Consider the following 23,885-nt stretch of genomic DNA (forward strand, 5'->3'; position numbering starts at 1 on the left):
AGGGGAATATATGAGTATTGGCGGTTTTAAAAACAAGGAAGTTCTAGTCGATTTAACAAGCGGCACAGTGGATTACAGGCCCATCAATGAAGAAGATGCAAAAAAATACATAGGCGGCCGTGGACTCGGTGTCAAATATGTATTAGATAATGGCCCAGAAGTAGAGCCATTATCAGCTGATAACATTTTATGTTTTATGACGGGACCGGTCACCGGTACACGTTCATCCATGAGCGGACGTCTTTGTGTCGTAACTAAATCGCCGCTTACAGGAACAGTTACAGACTCTCACATTGGTGGATGGACAGCAGCGCGGCTAAAATGGGCTGGTATTGATAACCTTATTTTTAAAGGAAAAAGTGATCGACCTGTGTACCTTTACATCGAAGACGGTAAAGCAGAACTCCGTGATGCCTCTACTCTTTGGGGAACAAGCACAAGAGCATTTATTCAGGAGATGAAGGACCAATACGGTGAACAAGACCTAAGTGTCATGACGATTGGTCAAGCTGGCGAGAATACGGTTCGGTTTGCCTCATTCATTAATGAACATGACCGTGCTGCCGGCCGTGGCGGAACAGCCGCAGTGGCAGGCTATAAAAAATTGAAAGCGATTGTCATTAAGGCTGCTCAAAAAGGAAATATGCCTGCACCTAAATTAGAGGCTGAATATAAAGAAGCCAATAAGAAAGCGGTTAAAGCCATTTTAGATGGCGGCTTAACTGCACCGAACAAAGGTGGATTATCCGTCTATGGAACTAACGTGCTTACAAATCTAATCAACGAAGTGGGAGCGCTTCCAACCAAGAACTCGCAATTAACTCACTGGGATGAGGCAGAAAAACACAGTGGTGAATATGTTAACACTCATCTTCGTGTTGCTAATAACACCTGCCATGCCTGTCCGGTAGGCTGTAAAATCGAAGTGGAAGTGAAAGATGGTAAATATAAGACGCGCGTTGAAAGTGTTGAGTTTGAATCTGCCTGGTCACTTGGCTCTAACTGTCTTTTAAGCGACGCCGAAGCAATTTCCTATTTAATTGATCGCTGTAATGAATACGGCCTAGATACCATCGAGCTTGGTCATTGCTTCTCGGTAACAATGGAAGCGTTCGAAAAAGGGATTATAACGGAAGAGTTAATCTGGGGAGACGCTGACTCCATGATTGAATTAACAAGAAAAATTGCTCTCCGTGAAGGTTTTGGCGGAATTCTTGCCGAAGGCCCTGCTCGTGCAACAGCTGCTTGGGGTGCACAACAGCTTTCAATGTCTGTTAAAGGTCAATCCATCCCAGCCTACGATCCACGGGGGATTCAAGGTATCGGACTTGGCTATGCCACTAGTAACCGCGGTGCCTGTCACCTGCGCGGCTACACTGTCGCCAGTGAAATTGCGGGTATCCCAGAGCCAACCGACCGATTAAAACCAGAAGGGAAAGGTGAACTATTAAAAATATTCCAAGATATGCTGGCATTCTCAGATTCGATGAATATTTGTAAGTTCTCTTCCTTCTCGGAAAATGCGGAGCATTATGCTGAGCAGTATAGTACCATGACTGGAATACCAATGACGGCGGATGATGTAATGAAGGCCGGAGAAAGAATATACAATCTTGAGCGTTACTATAATAACCTTGCAGGTTTTAATAAACGTGAAGATGATTTCCTTCCAAAACGTTTTACTGAAGAACCGGCATCTGGAAACAGTGCAGGTCATGTAAGCCGGATGGATATTATGCTTGAAGAATATTATCAAGTCCGCGGCTGGAAAGATGGATTAGTCCCTGAGCAAAATCTTCGAGAATTAGGCATTATTGATTCTGAAAGCCAGCTAGTTTAATATGACAAAGAGCATCTGCGAAGTGTAATATTTCGCAGATGCTTTTTTATCCGCCAATCCTAGTTGTTTTATAACGATAATTCTTAATAACTTTCATTAACGTATCCTCATCTTCAGCAATAAAACGGACCTTCACTGCATTAACCTTAAAGATGGCCGTAAACGCAATTTCCTCTTCTGATAAAATTTGGCCGCTCCACCCTTCAGCCTCATATATAAAAGGAAAAGTATCAGTTACCTGGATTGCCCCAAGTTCTTGAAAATACAAGCGAAGATGGTCTACATTGATTCCCCGAAACTCTAAATCTATTTCTGCCATATCAGCCTCCAGCTACTGGCGGGAAGAGAGCAAATTGATCTTCATCCTTTACCTTTGTTTCAAGGTCATCAAGATGGATGATATTTCTTCCATTTACATACACATGAACAAACGGAAGCAGCTTTTTTTCAGTCGTAAAAATTTCAGCTTGTAATGTTGGAAACATTTCCACCATTTTTTCTAAGACATCGATTACTCGATTACCGTCAGGCCTTACCTCGACGGTTACCCCTCCGCAAATTTGCCGGAGATTCGCAAACACTTTTACTAGCATATGTATTCCCCCTCCCTCTTTAAATATTAAAACCAAACTTTAAAGTTGTCACTAGTGTATCATTAACCTCTCACTTAAAATCAAAAAAAGCTGCCAAAATTACTCCGGCAGCTTCCACTTTACGGGTGTAAAAATGACATTGGCAATTTTACAAACCCTAAATATAGTACTAATAACCAAGCAACAACAAACTGAATCCAAAAAGTAGATGTTCTTCGCTTATTAATAATTCGGCTAAGAATCATTTCAAATAAGCCAATAATCCATAATCCGACAACCGCTTTTAAAATATACCATACATCAATTTTGTACACTGAGAAAAGAAGTCCTACACCTGTCGCGATAATCAACAAGTATAGTACTCTCAAAATCATTTGAATAACTTTTACTCCCTTTGCTTTACCACTTTTATTTAATGAAATCGCCACAAAGAAAAGGATAAGAGCTAAAAGCCATGCTGTAATATGTGCATGAATCACGATAATTCCTCCTTATGTATGTCCTGCTCGAGATTATCATACCATAGGAGAGGTAAAATTACGAAAATAAGAAAGGCATTTATCGTAACAAACATGTAAATATTTCAATAAACATTTACTTCTTAATTGCATTTCTTAACGTACCGATTTTTTCAATTCTAATTTCCATTTCATCTCCAGACTGCAGGAACTTGGGAGGCTTAAAGCCCTTTCCGACTCCGGCAGGCGTACCTGTCGCAATAATATCCCCAGGTTCGAGTGTCATCCCTCTTGATAAAACGGAGATAATCTCTTCAATTGGAAAAATGAAATTCTTCGTATTGGAGCTTTGTCTCACTTCTCCATTAATCCGGGTTTCAATATTTAATCCATTGGGATTGTCAATCATACTTTTATGAACAATCCAAGGACCGAATGGGCAGGTCGTATCAAGACTCTTGCCTATAAAAAATTGTTTATGCTGTGATTGCAAATCTCTAGCGGTAACATCATTGATAATGCTATATCCAAAAACATAATCAAGCGCTTCCTCTTGTTTTATTGCCCTCCCCTTTTTCCCGATGATAACAGCTAATTCCCCTTCATAATCTAACTGAGCCGTTACTTTGCGATGGTTTAACACAGTCTCATCCGGTCCAACAACTGTTGTCGGTGCTTTTGTAAATACCATTACATGCTCAGGGATATCTTCAACACTGCCCATTTCAATTGCATGCTCTGCATAATTTTTTCCCACACAAAAGATGTTCTTCTGTGGTCTTGGGATTGGAGCAAGTAACGTTACCTCTTCTAGTGGAAGATATAAATGCTCTTTGTTGCCTTGAGCTTCCACCCAGGCAAGCAAACCATTTACTTTTTCAATAAAGCCATTCTCCAATGCAATACATTCGGTCATAGATGCAGGAAAATTCCTTTTCCCATTTCTTATTTCTTCAGCACGATTTAATAAAAGCACGCTGGTCCCTTCAGAGTTTACTAAACCAACAAGTACTTCCTTCTGATGTTTCACCGTAACAAATCTCATTTTCAATCCCCCCATATAAATGTACCAATACATATATAATAAACAAAACGGTCTAACAAATAAATTATGGGCATATGATTCACATTACAACTGCCCAGACATAAGATAATAAAGAATTTCTTATACACAAAAATAAGCTACCACCAAATGTTCACTACCTATTAAAAAATTGAAATCAAAAAAGGGTGTTGTTTATGCCAGCGATTGTTGGAGTTGCACAGGTTATAACACTTGGTAGCAGTTCCGTCTTCCATATTGGTGATGTCTATAAAATTATGCCGTTCGCTACTGCTAAAACATTTTCTGGCGCTGGTTCCTTTAACACCGGCGAACAATTACAAGTTCATAACCAATTAAGTTCAACAAATACAAGTGATCCAGATGTGATTGATCAAAATAATTTCCTCAATATGTAATGAATGGGGGATTTAATAATGAATTTTTATATCCAGCAATCCATTCATATTAATTTTATTAGAATTGGAGGAATCACCAATTCCTCTGTACTGCAAATTGGCAGTGCTGGTATTATAAAACCCCAGGCCAATTTATATAATACGGGAGGGTTTACTAAACCGGCACCTACAGGAATTAAACCTGGAGGGCAGATGGTGCCTCAAGGAGGGCAGATTTTGGCACCGGCTGTCCCGTTACAAGCTGCTATCAGAAGGACATAAAAAAGGTCCTTTCCCCTTTGTGATGGACTATAAAATTAGCAAATCATTGGGTCCCCCTGCATATAGTTAGAACAAAAGGGAAAATGGCTGGCGGGGGTGATTCTTATGTATCAGGATCTTAATCAGTACCTTCAATCGATGCAAATGTATATTCAAGCTCAAGAACAAAGGATTGCTGTACTAGAACAAACCGTAAATAGATTACAGAAAGAGTTAAAGCAAATTCAGGAAAAGCCTGTTGTCCATGTTGATAGAATTGAATATAAATTTGATCAATTGAAAGTAGAGACCCTCGAAGGCACTCTAAATATAGGTTTAAATCCTAACGACTTATCTGGTATTGAAGACTTTGCTGTACAAAACCAGTCATTAAGTACGCCTTCTTCTTCTAAGGAACAAATGCAGCGTTCAATGGAAGTCGAAAAAGCCATTTATGAATATTTAGAAACGAACTTACCCCAAATAATTGCTGATGCCCAGAATCAGTTATCGATTCAGCCAAATGATTCCTATTTATCCTTTATCAAGGAAGATATTATTCGACAGCTTCCTAACAGGATAGACTTCCATCTCAAGGCAAACGCTGCAAAAGTTCGTTCGGAAGAAAAAAATCATTCGATTGATGAGATGGTTATTAATTCCATCAAGCAGGAAATCCAAAATGGTGTATGGACCTTTTTGAATAATTTACCTGAAAATATGAAAGGAATGAAGCCAAAATGAACTTCGAAGTTCACAACCACATCCTTCATGTTGAAAATATTAAAATTATCGGTGTTGCAAGTTCTTCATTATTTATGGTTGGCGATGCTGAAACCATCCAATTATCTTCCGCTTTTGATACGCCGGCGGAATCGCTGATTATTGGACCATTTGTTCCTTTAGAACAGGATGTGACTCCAGGCTATGCTAACCCGAACCTCTAGTGTTGACGGTTTGTTTGTTAACCAGGTTGCGTTCTCCTCAACCATTCAACTTGGAGATTCATGTTACCTAAATGGATTCTCACGGGCACTTGCCGTCCAAAGGGAAGCTGAATTTTTTCATGGAAACGAAGGAAATTTTCCTTCTTATGCGATTTTTAGAAGGTCTCTTACACTCCCGCCAATTAATGAAGCCATTTCAATATCACGATACAATGAAACTCCCCTTATTAGAGTTAATAAAATTCATGTTACAGCGGTCTCAAACTCTTCTATTTTACATGTCGGCAATACTAAACATGTTTCGATGGAAGTAAGGATTAAACATATCCGCCAACTTCTCCCACGTGGGGATGAACAAGACCGGAAATAAAAGCATAAGCTATCATCATATAAGGTTTATATTCTGTAATTTCAAATAGTAAAGGATGTTTTTCATGCCAGCAATTCTTGGCCCAGTACAAATTGTTAACGTAGGCGGAGGAATTGTACAATTTGGTGATACCGTTTATATTTCGCCGAAAAGCAGTTCTAAAACATATTCCGGTTCGGGTGGATTTAACACCGGAGGAATCATCGTGACGAATACTGGCTTAAGCGGCACCAATGTACTTGACACAAATGTGATTGACCAGCCTATTGCGGGGAATAATTAAAAATGACATAAACCATAATGGTCTATGTCATTTTTTTATTTTTCCACCTTCAATATATGCGCACCGTCAAAGAAAAATAAATATCTTTCCGTCACATTTCTTTTCCAAATCTGTTCTATCGCTTTCGTATATAAGTTAATTTGCAATTTATAACGTTTTTCAAGGATTTCCTTAGCCTGAGGAAAGCCCCCTTTATACCTGTCTGTTATTCCATCGGATTTATAATCAATCAACACAAGACCATTTTCATCCTCTAAGATGCAGTCGATAATCCCTTGTACGAACACTGATTCATCCCCTTCGTTCCAATCAGGATAAACATCACGTGCAGGTAAGGAAACCGTAAAGGGAACTTCCCTATGGACTGTTTTAGCATTAAAAAACCTCTGTCCAAGCGGTGAAGTAAAAAATTGGACAATTAATTTTGCATCAATTACTTCACTTTGTTCAGGAGTCAATAATTCATTGCCTACCATCGAGTTTAACTGTTCACCAATGGCTTTTTCATTTACTTCTTTCTTCAAATCAACATGCTGCATCACCATGTGCATGGCTGTCCCACGTTCAGCAGGACTTAATTGTTTCTCCTGCATAAACTTAGGCCGTTTCAAGATGGACTTTCGAAAACGCCCAATTAGTTCTGTACTGCTATATTCATCTGTTAGTTCCCGGGTACGTTTTATTTCCGAAACAGATTGCTTTGAACGGTGGCTGGCAGCACCAAGGAAAGGATATTCCCAAGTAAGCCGTGCATGTATTTCATCTGCTAGGTTTGATTCAGATGGCACCTGCACTGAATTTTCAACACTTTTAAGCAGGTGGTCCTCTTCACTTTCAATGGAAATAGCCTGTTTTTTTATGTCATCAGCATGTTGTAACGTGATCTTCCAGGAAGACGGATGGTTTGAAATCTCCGGCGGTACCTGCCAATTTCCCTCTCTTGCTTGACATAGTTGGCTCGAATCATGATGACGTATTAGTGCAGGTCCAATCCAGTCCATATAACTCGTGGCAGAAGCTCTTTCATAATCTTTCAATAGCCATTCATTATGTGAGGAAACATCTTTCCACTTGTCGATTTGTTTGCCGGCATCTTTTAATGTTGCAGTAACATACAACTTTTCTTTTGCCCTTGTCATCGCAACATATAGCACGCGCATCTCTTCAGCGAGCATTTCCATCCTTTTCTTCTGTTTAAAGGCGATTTGCGGCAGTGATGGATAAGATATCCGTTTTTCAGCATTCACATATTTCGCTGCAAATCCATGCTCTTTATCAAGCATAAATGGTTTACGAATATCAGTCATATTAAAATTACGGGCCATTCCCGCCATAAATACAACGGGAAATTCCAATCCCTTGCTGCTATGAATGGTCATTATTCGGACAACATCCTCTTGTTCTCCAAGTGCTCTGGCCGCCCCGAGATCGTCTCCTCTGTCCATCATGCGCTCAATAAATCGCAAGAATCGAAACAATCCGCGGAAGGATGTCTGTTCATATTGACGCGCCCTGTCATATAAAGCGCGTAAATTTGCCTGCCGCTGCTTTCCGCCAGGAAGCCCGCCCACAAAGTCATAAAATTGAGTGTCACGATATACCTGCCAGATCAGTTCTGAGAGCGAACCTTGTCTTGCCATGGAGCGCCATTCTTTTAATAAGTCAAAAAAAGCACGAACCTTTTCATAAAAATGTTCATTCACTTCAGCCGTTTTACTTAAACAAAAGGCGGTAACAGCCTCCCAAAACGAACCACGCTTCCTGCCGATTCGAATTCTCGATAGTTCCTCCTCATTTAACCCGACAATAGGGGAACGCAATACAGAGGCAAGCGGAATATCCTGGTACGGATTATCAATAACCCTAAGAAGTGACATCATAATGGATACTTCTGTTGCTTCAAAATAACCGGTTGATAAATTGGCATAAATGGGAATCCCTTGTTGTTTGAACTCCTCCATAAATTGCGGTGCCCAGGTCATTGAGCGAAGAAGGATCACAACATCCCGATACATTAAAGGTCTTGCTGTTTTGGTTTTGGCGTTATATACAGGCGCCCCAGCGCTGATTAGTTCCTTAATTTTAGCAGCAATCACCCTTGCTTCTAGCTGTGATTGTTCAAGATCGGCTGTGTCGAATTCTACTATATCTGCTTCGCCATCTGTTTCGGTTTCTTCAGATTTATGACTTTCAGCATTTTGGTCAATGAGCATCAACTCTACTGGAAATTCCGTATCTTCAGGATATGGTGCACCATTTCGCAGTTCTGCAGCCTCATCGTACCGGATTTCTCCTACTTGGACCCCCATAATCTGTTTAAAGAGATAATTTGTAGCATCGAGGACCTCTTTCCGGCTTCGAAAGTTTTGAGCTAAATCAATTCGGAGTCCGGATGTGGACCCATCCACTGTGAAACGATTGTATTTGGATAGAAAAAGCTGTGGTTCAGCTAAGCGAAAACGGTAAATGGATTGCTTTACGTCCCCAACCATAAAAAGATTACCGTTTTCTTCATCATCCTTTGCCACCAACTTCAAAATGGTCTCCTGTACCATATTCGTATCCTGATACTCATCGCAGTAGACTTCCTTAAAATGGAGCCGATATGCACGTGCTGCCTCTGATGGAAGGAATTCACCTTTCTCCGAAACTCCTTCTGCTAAAATAGCAAGACAAAAATGTTCAAGGTCGTTATAATCGACCAGACCCTTTTCCTGTTTTGCCTTTGCAAACCGGTTTGAAAATTCTTTTACGAGGTAGACTAGCGTTTCAATTAATGGACGCATTTCTACCATATCCCGTAAAAAGCTTTCAGGGCGGCGTGAAAAGAGTTCATCCTTTATTCCTTGAATTTTTTTCTTGGCTTTGTCCCGCAGTTTTTGTGCCTTTTCTGTTAATTCTTTATCAAAGTGGTCACCTTTTACCTGTTTAGCTCTTGTGAAAGACCATGTTTGCATCGCCTGGTAAAGCGTATTCCACGAATCTTGCTCGGCTGAGATTAAGGTATCAATCACCTGTAAATCATCTAAAAAGGTTTCTGCACGAGGTGCCGGTCCATTTGGCTGTTTTGCTAGCTCAAGTGCTTGCACGATCATTTCTTTAGCCGATTCTAATTGCAGTTTACAATCGAAAAGGAGTGCATCAATAAAGGGAAGATCCTCAATGGAGGCACTTTCCTCCACCTGGTACATAGAAACGATTTTCTCCAAATAACTGTCTGGAAGAGGATTGGCCTGAGCAAAGTCATAAATCGAACGAACAATGTCCATTAATGCCGCATCACTGCGGTCACTTGTAAACGAATCTACCAGATTAAAAAATGCTTCATTATCTTTTTTTCCATATTCCTCTTCAAATAATTCTTCCATTACTTCATCTCTAATTAATTGGGCCTCTGTTTGATCGGCGATGCGAAAACCGGGGTCAATATCAATTAAATAATAATATTTACGGATAACTTCCATACAAAAAGAATGCAGCGTCGAGATGGTTGCCTTATTTAATAAGCTAAGCTGTTTTCGTAAATTTCTTGACTCCGGATTTTGGTCGATTGCCTTTTCTAGTGCTTCCCCAATTCGGTGTCTCATCTCTGCTGCGGAAGCACTCGTAAACGTTACGACTAATAACTGGTCGACATCAATTGGTTCTTCTTTAGAGAGTATCTTTTGGATGATTCTTTCGACCAGAACTGCCGTTTTCCCGGAACCAGCGGCAGCCGCAACGAGGATATCTTTATCTCTAGCTGCAATGGCCTTCCACTGGTCGTTCGTCCAGGTTACCCCTTCAGGCTTCGGAGGAATCACAAGACTATTCATTTTCAGAAACCTCCCCTTTGATCAGTTCTAATACCTCATCCTTTGAATGTGGTACTAGAATCCGAAAATCATTATGATCAATCGATTCATCAAACTGACAAACAGATTTATAGGAACAGAAAGTACAAGCTGTTTTGTCCTTTAATTTAAATGGTGAAATATCAATTTGACCGTTAATAATCGCATTACCTGTGTTTTGATAGATTGTACGGACATGATTTCTGAGCTGATTGAATTCTTCTAAGCTGGCAACCTTTGATTTTTTGGATAAATTTCCATCCTTCTTGATGCCTGCTGCGACAATTTGTGAGTCACCAGACTCCAGAGATTGGTCCATCAGCTGGATTACTTTTTGGTCGCTGAGCATTAATCCATTCATTTTAAACTTTTTCATGATTTCATTTTCAATTTCATCAATGGTCAGCATTTTCTTTGTATTAATAAACGGATTATGAACATGAAAGTAAAGGACACCAGCAGGGCTCGCTTTCATTTCCACCAATTCAGCAGAGTGTGTCATGACGATATCAAGATAGGTCAGCATCTGTAAGGCTAAACCATAGTATACTTCTGTTAAATTAACATCTTTTTCGCTTGATTTATAATCAATTACCCTTAAAAAGACACTATCATCCTCGGCTTTTGCCTGGTCAACCCTATCAATTCGCCCAGCCAGTTCCATTCTCTTTCCATTTTTTAAAGAGAAGCTTAGCGGCGGCAGTTCCCCATGAGGCCCAAAAGCTAATTCTAATCCAATCGGCGAAAAGCCACTTACCTTCGCATGATCGCTTAAAACAATCGATGCACGGGTAATAATTTGTTCTAACTTCCGCTGAATATAATGGTGTCTTTGGGAACTTAGCAGGATTTCATTTTGCAGCTTTGGCGCCAGCGTTTTGACTGCATCTTTGGCCAGATGTTCACATTGCTGGCGGGTTAACTTCGCCCATGATAGATTTTGTTCATTTACAGTTTCAGCAATTTGTTTTAAAGCAGCATGGAATAGTTCCCCAATATCTGGTGCTTCTAAACGGAAGATTTGCCGTTCACGAAGCTTTAACCCATGCTGGGCAAAATGAGAAAAGGCACATCCATTATATAATTCCATTCTTGACACGCTAGCCTGAATAATATCTCCATATAATGCATCTGCTACCTCAGGGGACAATTGGACAGTCCCATTTGTATAAAAAAGACTCGATAATACTTTGGCGGCCTTATTTTTCCAGGAACTTTGGAGATAGTAGTTATACACATCCCACCACAGTTCAGCGATTGGATAGTTTCTTTTTCTCAATTGCAGCTGCGCGTTAAGGTAGGACAAGGTGGTCGTAAAATTAGATACAAAACCTAACTGGCCCTTCTCGTCAAGCTCTGAAGGATCTGCAACATAATAAGTTTCCTGTATGTCCGGGAACAAATCTTTAAGACGCTTAATGTAAGACGAAGGAATTAAGGCTTTCCCTTCATCATTGGCAAGAGGGTAGCTCACATAAAGAAACTCTGACGGTGCGGTGAAAGCTTTATAGGCAAGGAAGTTTTCATCAAGCAGGCGGATTCGGCTGCTTGGTGCCACATTCATTCCTGCAGCTAATAATAGCTCCCGGTCCTCATCAGCAAGAATGCCCTCATCTGAGATTTTTGCTGGTAATACCCCTTCATTTACACCAACCACAAATACGATCTTACTATCATTTAGCCGCGACTTTTCCAGGTCACCGATTAGAATTTGGTCAAGCGCGGGTGGTATAAGTGAAAAATGTAAGGAATCAAAACCTGCTTCTAAAATAGCAGCAAAGGCTTTTATGCTAACTTGCTCTTCCCCTAATATTTCTACATATTGATCAAGCAGATCAACCACAGCATTCCAGACTTGTTCATGTTCCCGCATTCTTACTAGGTTTCCATTTTCCTCAGCAGCCACTTTCCAATGTTCTAGTTTATCGGGTATATCCAATTCTTCCAAATATAAATAAATGGCCTCACAAAGCTTTCGTCCGGTATCAGCTTTTTTCAAGCGTCTGGATAAACGTAAAATGGGCGCTGTAATCAGGAGCTTTAATTCATTTAATTCATTTTCCATCTCTTTTTCGGTATCAGTCTGGCCGCTTCCTGTTAATTCAAGTCCTCTAATTCGCCGGTAACCCCAACGGTCCTTCTTGGTCCATTTGCTGCCATTAATTCCATAGGCCAGGCAATAATTTTCAAGCCTGTCCATCTTTTCCCGCATTTTGGCAGGATTCTCTCGCAATGGATAGAGCAATTCTGTTTTTATCGCTCTAAATACAGGTTCATAGCGCCAGAAAGAGTTAATGATTTCCAGGGTTGAACGAATTAATTCAATTAAGGGATGATTGAGCATGGTCCTTTTCTGATCAATAAAATACGGCAGTTGATAATCGTCAAAAACAGGCTCGATGATTTCATGATAGTCCCCGCCATTTCTAATTAACAATGCAATATCACGATAACGGTAACCGCACGTTTGAACTACGTGACGGATTTCCCTGGCAATTCCTTCAATCTCTGCTCTTCGATTAACTGCCTGACTAATTTGAATTTCAGTTGCTCCATGATAGGGTAAAGCTGGACGGGTATCAAAATGTGTCTCCAAATGACTTATGGAGGGGGCTGTCCATTTTTTTGGGTCTGTGAGTATGATTGGGCGCTCTATTTCAATTCCCCATGTTTTAGCCATTTCAAAAAGACTGTGACAGGCTTCTGCCGAAGATCGGAATAAATCAAGTTCATCTGGTGCTGAATCAATGGATAAATGGTCTGTCGTCATCGAAATAGAAACTTGTTTACATTGCTTCATTAGCTCAGCTATGATTTGAAATTCCTGCGGCGTAAAACTGTAAAACCCATCAATATAAATTTCCGCTTCTCTTAGGTAAGCCGAGACTGAAATTTTCTCTGCTAAAAGACGGAAATAATCTTCTGCATCAATATATTTTCCATAGATTTCATCCTCAAATTTCGAATAAATCTTCTCTAAATCTGTTAATTTATCATGTAATGCTTGCGAAGCCGAACTATCTGTTCCAAGCTGAGCCGATTTTTGGATTAATTCCTCAGGGCTGATACAATACCGCTTAAACTCAGTAATCATTTGTTCAAGCTGCTGAACAAATCCATTTTTATCAGCCGCCCGCTGAAAGATATTTAAATTTTCCTTTTGTTCATCAATTATTTTACGAATTAACATGTTCATGCCAACACTGCTTAAATGATAACGGGTGATCCCGCCTGTTTCTTGCAGAATTCGCCATGCCAAACGGGAAAAGCTGAACACCTGAGCACGGATCATCCCGCCAACGAGCGAGTCTGTCGCCAAACGATATTCTGTTAAAAATGTCATTTGTTCCGGTACAATATAAATAATCGGTTTTCCTTCCGGATTTTCTAAAAGACGGCGGCGGATTTCATCTAGGAACAATGCAGTTTTTCCGCTTCCGGACCGGCCGGTAATCATTCTTAATGACATAAGAAAACCTCCCCTTCCCTACAACTCTGTATCTTCCATTCTATCACAAAAGAGTACAAATGTTTGGATTTTGAGGTGACGGGTTTCAACCAATAATGGTAAATCTACCTAGAAAAGCGGAAGCGCCTTGATCAGGGGCGACAGGCATAAGACGAGCCGGCGAGAGGGCTGCTTTTTAGCCCTCTTGACGGATTGGCTTATGACCCCGAGCCCCTAGGCGCTGGAGCTGGACAATCTAAAAAAAACACGATTTAATCTAATCGTGTCTCCGTCCTTTTTATTAAAAGTGCACATTTATTTCATTCAACGGCCAATAACGTAAATCAACTTTACCGACAACTTGACTGGCATTGATAAAGCCAAATTGACGACTGTCCCAACTCCCTAAGCGATTATCACCAAGAACGAATAATTTTCCTTCAGGAACAATATTTTCTCCGGTAATTTCCTTTAAACTAAAGTCTCCTGTTAACTTCAATCCAGGGGATTTCTTTTTATAAATATCTAAGAAGGGTTCTTCATACTTATGGCCATTTATATATAACGTATCATTCCGATACTCAATCTTATCACCTGGCAGTCCGATAATCCGCTTAACAAAGTCCTCTTTTTCATTTGCATGAAAGACAATCACATCAAATCGGCTTAACTCATCTACCTGATATCCTAGCTTATTGACAACAAGTTTGTTTCCATTCTGGAGAGTCGGCATCATCGATTCGCCTTCTACTATATAATTAGAAAAGAAGAAAGTTCGAATAAACGCAAAAATAATAATTCCAATCGCAAAAGCCTTAATCCATTCTAATCCTTCTTTTTTCCATTCAATCTTCATTGACACTCCTCCGTTTCTCCTTTTCTTTCTTTCTATCTATTTCTCCATTATGGTCAAATTCTAAACGCTTATTCATTCTAGCTTCAATTCTTTTCCCTATTAACCAAAGAATAAAGATAACAAGGAAAACTATGACCGTACGAAGAGGTTTGGTGATCAATGAATGAAGATCATAACCGATAAAGCTAATGGTAAATATCATCACCATTTTCCCAATACACACTGCCAGCATGTACTGAGCCAAGCTGATTCTCGAAAGACCAGCGACAATGTTTACTACTGCTGATGGAGTAAACGGAAAACATAATAGTAGAAAAAGAGGGCCAAAGCCATGACGATCCACCCAATCCATAAGTTTGCGGACTTTTGGATGTTTGGGCAGAAAAGATAATAGCTTTTTTTGCCCAAACTTTCTAATGAGAAGAAAAACAATGATAGCACCTAAACAAGCCCCAAACCAGGAATACAAAAAACCCAGCCAAAGACCAAAGGCATTGGCATTTGCCATTACGAAAACAAATAAAGGGAGAAACGGCAAAAATGCTTCCACAATAATCAACAAGATGCCTGGTATCGGACCAAGAGCCCGATACTCCTGTATAAGGCTCATGATATTTTCAAGTGTAAACCAAGCTTTAAGTGTTTCGAAGTCCATCCTGCTTTCTCCTTTATTAAATAAATCTTACTGTGTTATAAATTGATGGAGAGCCTGTTTATTTTTCTCAACATCAATATCAAGTACCGCTCCTTCTCCACTTATCCGCGGCTCTGTAAAGCTATTATCAATGGGAATTCGAAGGGTTTCAATATTTTGGTCACCTGTAAGGAATTCTTTAGCCATAAATGCTCCATCAGTGGTTGGCATATTTGTATTTACATACGGTGTCACTACACCAATAAGTTTGGGAAGTTTTGCAACTGTTTTAAGTCCACTTAATTGATCCTTTATGGCCTTTATTGCTTTCTGTTGTCGTTCAACACGTCCAAAGTCACCTATCGCGTCATGACGAAAGCGAACGTAACTTAGCATCTGGTCACCATTTAGTTTCTGCGGACCAGGTTCTAATGGAGGGTCAACATTCGCTGACATTTTCTTTTCCACATTCATTTCTACACCGTTTGGAAATAATTCATCAATAAGCTGAGCAAACCCTTGAAAATCAACAATAGCGTAGTATTGCAAATCAATATCAAAATTTTGCTTAATGGTCTGCCTCATTAATTCCGGTCCGCCGCGGGCGAAAGCAGAGTTAATTTTATGTTTGGCATGACCGGGAATAGCAACATAGCTGTCCCGCATAATCGATGTTAGTTTGAATGTCCCTTTATTTTCGTTATAGTGGAGAATCATAATAGTGTCAGAGCGGGACTTTTCATTTCCCCTTGCATCACTGCCAAGCAGCAGGACATTTGTATCTCCATACTGGTCTTTTTGCCCTGAAAAATCATAGACCACGTCTGTATCTTTTTTATCAGTATTGATTTTTTTTAATGATTGATTAACCCCTTGTTTATATTGATAATAAGCATATCCTGTTACTCCACCTATCAACAGCAGACACACAAGTAAAATGGACGGCCATCTTTTCTTTTTCTTTTTTTGATGTCTATCAGCTCTCATTTGTTTATCACCCATTCGTCCATGTAATTCCCTTCAGTTTATATGACGGTGTTATTCTTTTTTTGTATCCTCATTTTAATTCATTTTCCCCTATCCAATCTCCTTCTATTAATAAAAACTTTCTCATATCTTTCTTTATTTTTGCAACAAAGAAAGCTTGTCATATGACAAGCTTTCTTAAACTGATCACCTATTGCATTTTTCAGTCTGTATTTGATAAAATTAATCAAGAACACTCGTTCGATTTTTGATAAAGGGAGAAGATGAAAAATGACCAGAATTCCAGAGGATGAGCGTGACATCATGGAAATGGCAATTTATTTACCAATGGTTCTTATTATCCTTAACCGTGATTTAAATGTTGTAACAAACAGCCCTTTTAAACTAAAGAAGCCCTATTTAAATTTAATTGAAGAAACCATGAAGGAAATTCAACGCGAGTTAGCTGAGGTTAAACAATATATGAAGAAGAACAAACTACAGGTAATTGAGACCAACCGGGATGAAGCTTTTACAATGTATATGTTTATCTACAAAGGCTACGAGGAAAACCATAATTATTTTAACCCAAGAATTCGAAACAAAGTCCAGGAATTATTAGAAAGATACTTATCCAAAAGACACATAGCCCGATAGTCATTATTTTCTCTCATTCAAATAAAGCTCATTGCTCTCTGATGCCTTTGAAAGCCTTGATCCATCAAGTAAAAAAGCTAATTTTTTCTTACTAAACTCCACTCTTTGCATTAATTTCATTTGTAAATAAGAAGTCCGCAGCATTTGGGTATTAAATGTACTATAGGAAACAGGGAAAATGTGAGTCTGATTATGGCGGAAAATAACCAATGTTTCCCGTGCGGAAACACGCCGATAATCTTTGATATGTTCAGCGAAGAACCAGATACATTTTGGACTCTCTGGCGAAGCCGTACAGAACGTATAGATATTGTTAATGGGTTCAATCACAATTGGAAGCTTGCGTGAATAGTCAATTAATAACCGTGTCCCTTTCCTTCTGCCTTCATAATCTACACCATAATAAGCACAACTTTTTTGAATTATACTGAATGGTTTAAGCGGAGAAAGGATTTCATCTTCGACTTCACCAATTAGTGAAAATAAACTATTTCCATACTCTTCTGGCTTTATATACATGGTACAAGAATTCACTATATAATCTCCTATTTGTTTTTGCGGCAAAATCCCAACCCCTTTTGTTACATTTATCCACCATATCTTACCACTTTTTACTTTTTACTCCCTTAATTTCTTTGAATTGTTCCGAAAGTATTCACAATTATTTGTCAAGAATAATACTGACAGAAAATTATAAATATTATTGATATTATGGCAAAAAGCCCATATACTTTAAAAAAGCTCAGAGGTGATTTTCATGAATGATAAGTCATACCAAGAATTAATGAAAATTGGTGCCATGAAACGAGCCCGTATGAAAGAGAACTTCGTCCAGGATTTATACATCGAGATGCTGTTATCGGAAATCCAGTTGAATGTAGAAAAGGAAAAGCTGCTGCGTAAAATTGACAAGGCCATTGATAACCGGGACAAAAAGACCTTTCAGCTTCTTTCTAATGAGCTAATAAAGATTAACAAACGATTCGGAACCTAAAATGCTTAACCGCTGAGAAATTGGCGGTTTTTTTTTATGAAAAGGCTCTGTTAAATTTGGCTGTTGATTTCCACTCCAGGAGCTCGCTTTCCGCGGGCGTGCCGGGAAGCCTCCTCGGCGCTGAAAGTGCCTTTGGGGTCTCCCCTGCTCCGTACTCCCGCAGGTGTCGAGCGCCTTCCGCTCCAATCAACAGAGTATAAAAAACTACAATATTGTTTAATAGAGCTAGGAAAAAAAGGCCCAAGATATAGAATCTTAGGCCTCAAAGGAATTGCTATTATTGGTTTCGATGGTTAATTTCATATTCTTCTAACATGGAAATTCGATCAAGCATGGATGGATGGGTATACCGGAATATTTTCACCAGTAATGGCGGGTTTACCTCGCTTAATCCAGACCTGGTTAATTCTTGGAAAGAGCTAATAGCTGCCTCCGGATTTTTGGTCATTTCGATTGCATACTTATCAGCACGCTTTTCCTCATAACGTGATACAAAATTAGTGAGTGGGCTCGCTGAAAATAAAAGCAGGGATAAAATCATAAAAAATAACGGTAAGGAGCGAATATCCCTTACATCATCTATTTTCAGTTCCTTGCCCCATTTTCTTACAGCCCAGTTCATTATTTTGTACGTTAAATAAAGTCCCAGCAGTGATAACAGCAAATATCCCGCTATTCCAAAATAAATATGTTTTTCAACGTAATGGCAAATTTCATGAGCCATAATAAATAAAATTTGATTATCGTTTAACCTATTTAATGTTGTATCCCAAAGAACAATCCTGGCATTCGAGCCAATCCCGCTAACATAAGCGTTTAAAGCGTTCGTTTTATCCGCCATGTTTACCTCAAAAACATGCTGTGCAGGAATATGTGCTTTCTCAGCCAATGCTAAAATCTTGGTTTCTAATTCCTTATTTTTAAGTGGATAGAAATCATTGTATAACGGGTCAATAACAACCGGCTGCAGGAACATCATAAATAATGTAAAAGGCACGGATAACAGCCAGCCATAGAGCCACCAGCGCTTTTGACTTTTTTTCATTAACCAGTAGAGGACTGGGACAATAATCAGCCATGTACCATAATTAATCCAGAAGTCAATTAATTCATCTTTCATCCATGAAGGAAACGTCTGGGTTGAAATATGATAGGTCCGGGATAATGAATAGCTGATATAGTTCAAAGGGAAAGTGGCTATAAAGGCAAATAAGGATAGCCAGATTAAATAAATTGGCATCCGCAGTGCCTTTACCTTTGCTGATTGATCCGCCCAGCGCTTAAAGGCCTTTGAAAATCCAAATAAAAGGATAAGAAAATAAAAAAGCCATTCAAATGGAGTTGATAAAAAAAACAATAAATTTCTAATCTTTGAATACTCTTCGCTCAAGTCTAGCTCCCTTCCATTAAGGAAGGTTGATGGGTCTGCTTTGGAGCCTTGATATTCAAATGGCAAGGAGGTATTAGCAAAATGAAATAAATACCAATAAATAAACAAACCATATAAACAAAAGGCCAAAACCGCATAGAACCCCATTTTTCGTACCATGATTCTGTCCCCCTTTTTGTACAACCTCTCTATACCTAGTTTAGTTTAAAAAGGCGGAATTAGAACTAAGAAAACGAAAAGACGGTCTGAAACTCGCTATAAAAGATAGGAGTATAGAGCAAGGACTGCAATCGAGCCAAGAACAACAACAATTACATTGGCTCCTAAGTACGCCGTAACAAAAGCAGCGGCTGCACCCAGAACACCATACCAAATGTCGTCTTGTTGAATAAAGATTATTGCTGGAAAGATAAGCGCACCGAGTGTCGCATAGGGAACATTTTTTAGGACCCCTTGAAGAAATGGCGGAAGTTCTTTCCCTTTAAAGAAGAGAAACGGAAGCATCCGCGGGATATAGGTAACTAACCCCATTCCAATAATCATCCATACTATTTCACTCTTCATTTTGGACCCTCCGCTTACTTTTTAGCAATTCAATCAATTCCATGATGACGGCAGACAGCAGTGTTGTACTCACAATTGCCCATCCCTGTGCCATGATATGGCCAAGGGTAAAGATCGAATTAAAAATAGCCCCTAGTACTGCTAAGAAAACTATCTTTGTGCTTTTTTTCATTGATGGAACAAGCAGCCCGATAAACATAGCATATAGTGCAACCCCCATGCTTTCTTGCAATGTTTTCGGAAGACTGGCCCCAATTAAATGTCCGACCCCTGAAAAAACAACCCAACTGAAATAAGAAACAGATATAATACCAAACATATAACCCGTTGTTACGGAATCATCTCTTGTTGCTGCCACTGAAAAGGTCTCATCCGTAATGCCAAAAGAATAGAACAGTTTGTTAACAAGATGGTCCTCTTCAACCTTCTCATTTAATGTGGCAGACATTAAAAAATGACGTATATTTACGATAAAGGTTGTTAAAACAATCTCAAAAACTCCTGTCCCATAGGCAATTAGACTTAACGAAATATATTGTGAGGCACCGGCAAATACAATCAAACTCATGAGGACTGTTTCATAAATGGACAGACCTGATGTTTTGGCAAGGAGGCCAAATGTCAAGGCAATCGAAAAATAACCAATCCCGATGCTAACCCCTGCTTGAAGGCCTTTCTTAAATTCTGATGATTCTTCCCTATTGCTAAATCAGTCATTCTGATTCCCCCCTTTGTTTCTCGCACTCATAAACATAAATTTTAGCAAACTTTTTTTATTTACGAAATAAAAAAAAACATGGTGACAGGCACCATGTTATTTTCCTTTAAAGTTTGGTTTTCTCTTTTCTGAAAAAGCTTGTAGGGCTTCGATGCGGTCCTCCGTTTTGAGGGTGATCTCATATGCCTTCCGTTCGATTTGCAGCCCTGTATGTAAATCGGTATTCATTCCATTCTTAATCGCAAACTTAGCCTGTTGCAGGGCAACTGGTCCATTTGCTAACAGCTCTGAGCAAAAAGAAAAACATTCACTTAACAAATTACTTTGATCGACCACTTTAGTTAGCAGCCCATACTGATCTGCTTCGTTTGCTGTAAGCCGTTTTGCCGTAAGGATGAGTTCCAGTGCTTTTGCCTGTCCAACCAATCTAGGAAGACGCTGCGTGCCGCCTGCCCCCGGAATAATCCCCAAACTCGTTTCGGTTAATCCCATCACAGCAGTCTGGGCTGCAATCCGAAAATCACAGGCTAAAGCCAGTTCCATCCCCCCGCCGAATGCAAAACCATTTATTGCCGCAATCGTAGGCTGAGGCAGAACATCAATATCGTTAAACACCTCATTGATTTTATATAAATTTCTCTTCACTTGCTCCTCGGTTAGATGCTTTCGTTCTTTTAAATCAGCGCCTACGCTAAATGCCTTCTCTCCGGCACCCGTGAAAATAACTGCCCGTACCTCTGGATTAATTCGAATACATTCTATTTTTTGTTTTAATTCTAGTAGAGTGTCATAATTAAAAGCATTTAATGCTTCTGCACGATTAATGATGATGACTGCCATATGATTTTGAATCTCTAGTAATACCTGCTCCATTTTTTCTCCCCTCCCTTATTAGAGAATTCTAAAAAGGCAGGCGAAATGCCTGCCTTTACAAAAAAATTTTAATTGTTTACCTTTTGGGAAATTAAATTTTTAAGGGCTCGTCTAAGTATTTTTCCAGTCGTATTCTTAGGAAGTTCATCTATGAATTCAATCGTTGTCGGGACTTTATACTTGGCAAGGTGCTCTCTGCAATATTCTTGAAGCTGTTCCCAAGTTAGTATAGGATTTTTACTGACGACATACGCGTTAACTGCCTCACCTTGATTAGGATCTGGCACACCAACTACGGCGACCTCCACCACATCCGGATGATTATAAATAACTTCCTCCACTTCACGTGGATAAACATTGTAACCGCCGACAATAATCAAATCCTTTTTCCGATCAACAATGTAAAAGTAGCCTTCTTCATCCATTCTTGCCATATCACCGGTATGAAGCCAGCCATCTCGAATGGCGGCTTGTGTTTCTTCAGGCATTTTATAATACCCTTTCATCACATTTGGCCCGCGAACAATTAATTCTCCAACAGCGCCATTTGGAACATCTTGTCCAAGTTCGTCAACAATTTTATTTTCCACTCGGAGGATTGATGTGCCAATTGATCCGGGTTTGCGCGGACGATCAAGCGGATTAAAGGAGGTTACCGGTGATGCTTCCGATAATCCGTAGCCCTCTGAAATGACTACATTAAATTTTTTCTCAAAATTCTTTAATAATGCTACCGGCAAGGATGCACCACCGGAAATACATAAACGTAAGGATTCAAGGTCATTCGGATCGCCATCTGGGTATTGATAGAGGTAATTATACATGGTAGGTACACCGGCAAAGACAGTCGCCGTATGTTTCTTGATAACTGAGAAAACTTCTTTTGGACTAAATTTTGGTACAATTAACAGAGTGGCTCCGCTTAGTAATGGGGCATTTAAAACGACTGTCAGACAAAATACGTGAAACATAGGGAGAACGGTGACAACCCTGTCCTCCTGATTCATTTTTAAGTAGTCGCCAACATCCTTAGCGTTGCTATAGATATTTTTATGAGTTAACATAGCACCCTTTGGTTTTCCGGTTGTTCCAGAAGTATAAAGGATAATCGCCACATCTTCGTCCTTCAACATTGGACCTTGAAATGATAGTTCACCAGAGGCAATTACTTCTGTAAACGATTTCATTTTAGCGTAAACAGTCAGATTTTCTATTTCAGATTGAACGAGATTATTGGGTTTTGTCTCACAAAAGATATAGTGCTCTATCCTTGGCAGTAGAGTATGCATTTTTTCTGCCACGGGTAAGGCTAAGTCAAGTGCAACCAGCGCTTTAACATCCCCATTATTTAAGATAAAGCCAATTTCATCTGCGGTATAGATAGGATTCACGGGAATAACAGTTACCCCAAGCCGCAATGCCCCATATAAGCTGATGATAAAATGTGGTGAATTTCCCAATAATAACGCAATATGGTCTCCTTGCTTGATACCCAATTTTTCTAGCCCTGAAGCAAATTTTTGTATAGCTTCATCTAATTCGGCATAAGTACTCTGTTGTCCCATAAAAAAATAAGCTGGTTTGTCGGCAAATTTCTTGGCGGTTTCTAGAAGTTGAGCTGAAAGATTCATCATTTCCCTCCTCTGAATGAATAATCATTCATATTAATTTTCTAAATATATTATATTTCCTGAATTTTAAGTATTCAAGTATAAGATGAAAAAAGGATAAAAAAACAGCGATGTCTTAATGACATCGCCGCCTATTTAATAGATTAAATTAATAAATTCCTCTTTTGTTATATTTCCAAAGTAATGCTTTGTATCCACGTCTGAAAGAACTTGTTCTATTTCGCTTCTTTCATAGCGAATGCCTGTTAATTTTTTCTCAATCTCACTAACCTCACCAACACCAAAAAAGTCACCATATATTTTACAGTTCTCGATTAATCCTTTATTCACGTCTAAGCGAACATCAATCGAACCTACTGGAAAACGGTGCGAATGCTGAAGATTAAACTTCGGGGATTTGCCATAATTCCAGTCCCAGTTTTGGTATCGTTCTTTGGAAAGCTGGTGAATATTTTCCCAATCCTCTTCTGTTAAAACATATTCCGGTATATCTTCTTGTTCACCGAAAATATTTTTTAACAATAAGGAGCGAAATTCTTCCATACTTACCTTTTCTGTTAAGAACTCTGAAATGTTAGCGACTCGGCTGCGAACAGATTTAATTCCTTTCGATTCAATCTTATCTTTTTTCACTTTTAAAGCTGAAACCACGTTCTCAATTTCCGAATTAAGCATCAAAGTTCCATGGCTAAACATTCTGCCCTTTGTAGAAAATTGAGCATTCCCAGAAATCTTTCTGCCCTCAACTTCTAAGTCATTTCTACCACTTAACATTGCGTTAACCCCTAATTTTCGCAATGCTTCAACAACCGGCTCGGTGAATTTACGGAAGTTATGGAAACTTTCTCCATCATCCTTTGTAATAAAACTAAAGTTTAAATTTCCAAGATCATGGTAAACCGCACCACCGCCTGATAATCTGCGGACGACGTGAATTCCATTTGTTTCAACGTAATCTGTATTGATTTCTTCAATCGTATTTTGATTTTTTCCAATAATAATCGATGGTTCATTTATGTAAAACAATAAATAGGTTTCGTTTATATCGAGATTTTTCAACGCATATTCTTCAATCGCCAGATTGATATGCGGGTCAGTAATCCCTTTGTTATCGATAAATAACATCGTC

25 protein-coding genes are annotated in these 23,885 nt (G+C 39.3%); 9 read left to right on the plus strand and 16 right to left on the minus strand.

What is annotated here, in order from left to right; all coding sequences use genetic code 11:
* The first annotated feature begins 10 nt into the window (after positions 1-10).
* Positions 11-1,840 carry an aldehyde ferredoxin oxidoreductase family protein gene (locus ACZ9EE_RS09980; RefSeq protein WP_476026653.1) on the plus strand — a complete coding sequence of 610 codons (1,830 nt, stop codon included), beginning with the start codon at positions 11-13 and terminating at the stop codon, positions 1,838-1,840.
* A gap of 46 nt (positions 1,841-1,886) precedes the next feature.
* Here ACZ9EE_RS09980 and ACZ9EE_RS09985 read toward each other — a convergent pair whose 3' ends face one another.
* The 4 genes from ACZ9EE_RS09985 to ACZ9EE_RS10000 form a co-directional block, all read right to left on the minus strand.
* On the minus strand, positions 1,887-2,159 hold the full coding sequence (locus tag ACZ9EE_RS09985) for a MoaD-like domain-containing protein (protein ID WP_476026655.1): 273 nt from the start codon (positions 2,157-2,159) through the stop codon (positions 1,887-1,889).
* 1 nt (position 2,160) lies between these two features.
* Complete coding sequence (locus tag ACZ9EE_RS09990) at positions 2,161-2,433, minus strand: ubiquitin-like small modifier protein 1 (protein ID WP_476026657.1); 273 nt, start codon at positions 2,431-2,433, stop codon at positions 2,161-2,163.
* A 119-nt stretch (positions 2,434-2,552) separates the two neighbouring features.
* Positions 2,553-2,912: a YisL family protein gene (locus ACZ9EE_RS09995; RefSeq protein ID WP_476026659.1), complete on the minus strand. Its 360-nt coding sequence runs from the start codon at positions 2,910-2,912 to the stop codon at positions 2,553-2,555.
* A gap of 115 nt (positions 2,913-3,027) precedes the next feature.
* A complete protein-coding gene (locus tag ACZ9EE_RS10000; protein ID WP_476026661.1) occupies positions 3,028-3,936 on the minus strand; it encodes a fumarylacetoacetate hydrolase family protein in 909 nt (302 codons plus the stop codon).
* A gap of 194 nt (positions 3,937-4,130) precedes the next feature.
* Between ACZ9EE_RS10000 and ACZ9EE_RS10005 the strand changes: the two genes are divergently transcribed.
* The 6 genes from ACZ9EE_RS10005 to ACZ9EE_RS10030 all read left to right on the plus strand — a co-directional run bounded on the left by ACZ9EE_RS10005 (position 4,131) and on the right by ACZ9EE_RS10030 (position 6,192).
* The gene (locus ACZ9EE_RS10005; RefSeq protein WP_215040174.1) at positions 4,131-4,352 is read left to right on the plus strand and encodes a spore germination protein; all 222 of its coding nucleotides are present in this window, start codon (positions 4,131-4,133) and stop codon (positions 4,350-4,352) included.
* Between the two features lie 18 nt (positions 4,353-4,370).
* Complete coding sequence (locus ACZ9EE_RS10010; protein ID WP_476026663.1) at positions 4,371-4,613, plus strand: spore germination protein GerPB; 243 nt, start codon at positions 4,371-4,373, stop codon at positions 4,611-4,613.
* Positions 4,614-4,718: 105 nt separating this feature from the next.
* Positions 4,719-5,336 carry a spore germination protein GerPC gene (gene gerPC, locus ACZ9EE_RS10015; RefSeq protein WP_476026665.1) on the plus strand — a complete coding sequence of 206 codons (618 nt, stop codon included), beginning with the start codon at positions 4,719-4,721 and terminating at the stop codon, positions 5,334-5,336.
* A complete protein-coding gene (locus ACZ9EE_RS10020) occupies positions 5,333-5,539 on the plus strand; it encodes a spore gernimation protein GerPD (protein WP_215040168.1) in 207 nt (68 codons plus the stop codon). The genes gerPC and ACZ9EE_RS10020 overlap by 4 nt, the downstream gene beginning before the upstream one ends.
* Entirely contained in the window at positions 5,520-5,909 is a 390-nt protein-coding gene (locus ACZ9EE_RS10025) for a spore germination protein GerPE (RefSeq protein WP_476026667.1), read from the plus strand. Before ACZ9EE_RS10020 ends, ACZ9EE_RS10025 begins: the two co-directional genes overlap by 20 nt.
* A gap of 64 nt (positions 5,910-5,973) precedes the next feature.
* Positions 5,974-6,192, plus strand: coding sequence for a spore germination protein (locus ACZ9EE_RS10030; RefSeq protein WP_476026669.1), 219 nt, complete (start codon positions 5,974-5,976; stop codon positions 6,190-6,192).
* 35 nt (positions 6,193-6,227) lie between these two features.
* Here the strand turns inward: ACZ9EE_RS10030 and addA are convergent, their stop codons facing one another.
* The 5 genes from addA to ACZ9EE_RS10055 form a co-directional block, all read right to left on the minus strand.
* Positions 6,228-10,007: a helicase-exonuclease AddAB subunit AddA gene (gene addA, locus ACZ9EE_RS10035; RefSeq protein ID WP_476026671.1), complete on the minus strand. Its 3,780-nt coding sequence runs from the start codon at positions 10,005-10,007 to the stop codon at positions 6,228-6,230.
* Positions 10,000-13,494, minus strand: a complete 3,495-nt coding sequence (addB, locus tag ACZ9EE_RS10040) for a helicase-exonuclease AddAB subunit AddB (RefSeq protein ID WP_476026673.1) — start codon at positions 13,492-13,494, stop codon at positions 10,000-10,002. Before addB ends, addA begins: the two co-directional genes overlap by 8 nt.
* A gap of 280 nt (positions 13,495-13,774) precedes the next feature.
* On the minus strand, positions 13,775-14,329 hold the full coding sequence (gene lepB / locus ACZ9EE_RS10045) for a signal peptidase I (RefSeq protein WP_476026675.1): 555 nt from the start codon (positions 14,327-14,329) through the stop codon (positions 13,775-13,777).
* Positions 14,319-14,984: a TVP38/TMEM64 family protein gene (locus ACZ9EE_RS10050; RefSeq protein WP_476026677.1), complete on the minus strand. Its 666-nt coding sequence runs from the start codon at positions 14,982-14,984 to the stop codon at positions 14,319-14,321. Before ACZ9EE_RS10050 ends, lepB begins: the two co-directional genes overlap by 11 nt.
* 27 nt (positions 14,985-15,011) lie before the next feature.
* Entirely contained in the window at positions 15,012-15,950 is a 939-nt protein-coding gene (locus ACZ9EE_RS10055) for an LCP family protein (RefSeq protein ID WP_476026679.1), read from the minus strand.
* Positions 15,951-16,220: 270 nt separating this feature from the next.
* Here ACZ9EE_RS10055 and ACZ9EE_RS10060 point away from each other — a divergent pair, with 270 nt between their 5' ends.
* Positions 16,221-16,586 (plus strand): YhjD family protein, encoded by a 366-nt coding sequence (locus ACZ9EE_RS10060; protein WP_476026681.1) that lies wholly within the window; start codon positions 16,221-16,223, stop codon positions 16,584-16,586.
* Between the two features lie 3 nt (positions 16,587-16,589).
* Here the strand turns inward: ACZ9EE_RS10060 and ACZ9EE_RS10065 are convergent, their stop codons facing one another.
* Positions 16,590-17,150 carry a competence protein ComK gene (locus tag ACZ9EE_RS10065; RefSeq protein WP_476026683.1) on the minus strand — a complete coding sequence of 187 codons (561 nt, stop codon included), beginning with the start codon at positions 17,148-17,150 and terminating at the stop codon, positions 16,590-16,592.
* A gap of 193 nt (positions 17,151-17,343) precedes the next feature.
* Between ACZ9EE_RS10065 and ACZ9EE_RS10070 the strand changes: the two genes are divergently transcribed.
* Complete coding sequence (locus ACZ9EE_RS10070; protein WP_476026685.1) at positions 17,344-17,580, plus strand: IDEAL domain-containing protein; 237 nt, start codon at positions 17,344-17,346, stop codon at positions 17,578-17,580.
* A gap of 277 nt (positions 17,581-17,857) precedes the next feature.
* Here the strand turns inward: ACZ9EE_RS10070 and ACZ9EE_RS10075 are convergent, their stop codons facing one another.
* The 6 genes from ACZ9EE_RS10075 to ACZ9EE_RS10100 form a co-directional block, all read right to left on the minus strand.
* Positions 17,858-19,129, minus strand: a complete 1,272-nt coding sequence (locus tag ACZ9EE_RS10075; protein WP_476026687.1) for a M48 family metallopeptidase — start codon at positions 19,127-19,129, stop codon at positions 17,858-17,860.
* Positions 19,130-19,225: 96 nt separating this feature from the next.
* A complete protein-coding gene (locus ACZ9EE_RS10080; protein WP_476026689.1) occupies positions 19,226-19,534 on the minus strand; it encodes an AzlD domain-containing protein in 309 nt (102 codons plus the stop codon).
* A complete protein-coding gene (locus ACZ9EE_RS10085) occupies positions 19,524-20,186 on the minus strand; it encodes an AzlC family ABC transporter permease (RefSeq protein ID WP_476032918.1) in 663 nt (220 codons plus the stop codon). The genes ACZ9EE_RS10080 and ACZ9EE_RS10085 overlap by 11 nt, the downstream gene beginning before the upstream one ends.
* A gap of 162 nt (positions 20,187-20,348) precedes the next feature.
* Positions 20,349-21,125, minus strand: a complete 777-nt coding sequence (locus ACZ9EE_RS10090; RefSeq protein WP_476026691.1) for an enoyl-CoA hydratase-related protein — start codon at positions 21,123-21,125, stop codon at positions 20,349-20,351.
* A 68-nt stretch (positions 21,126-21,193) separates the two neighbouring features.
* Positions 21,194-22,756, minus strand: coding sequence for a fatty acid--CoA ligase family protein (locus ACZ9EE_RS10095; RefSeq protein WP_476026692.1), 1,563 nt, complete (start codon positions 22,754-22,756; stop codon positions 21,194-21,196).
* 135 nt (positions 22,757-22,891) lie between these two features.
* Positions 22,892-23,881: a lipoate--protein ligase gene (locus tag ACZ9EE_RS10100; RefSeq protein ID WP_476032919.1), complete on the minus strand. Its 990-nt coding sequence runs from the start codon at positions 23,879-23,881 to the stop codon at positions 22,892-22,894.
* Positions 23,882-23,885 lie beyond the last annotated feature (4 nt).

The organism is Bacillus sp. URHA0034 (assembly GCF_056280405.1).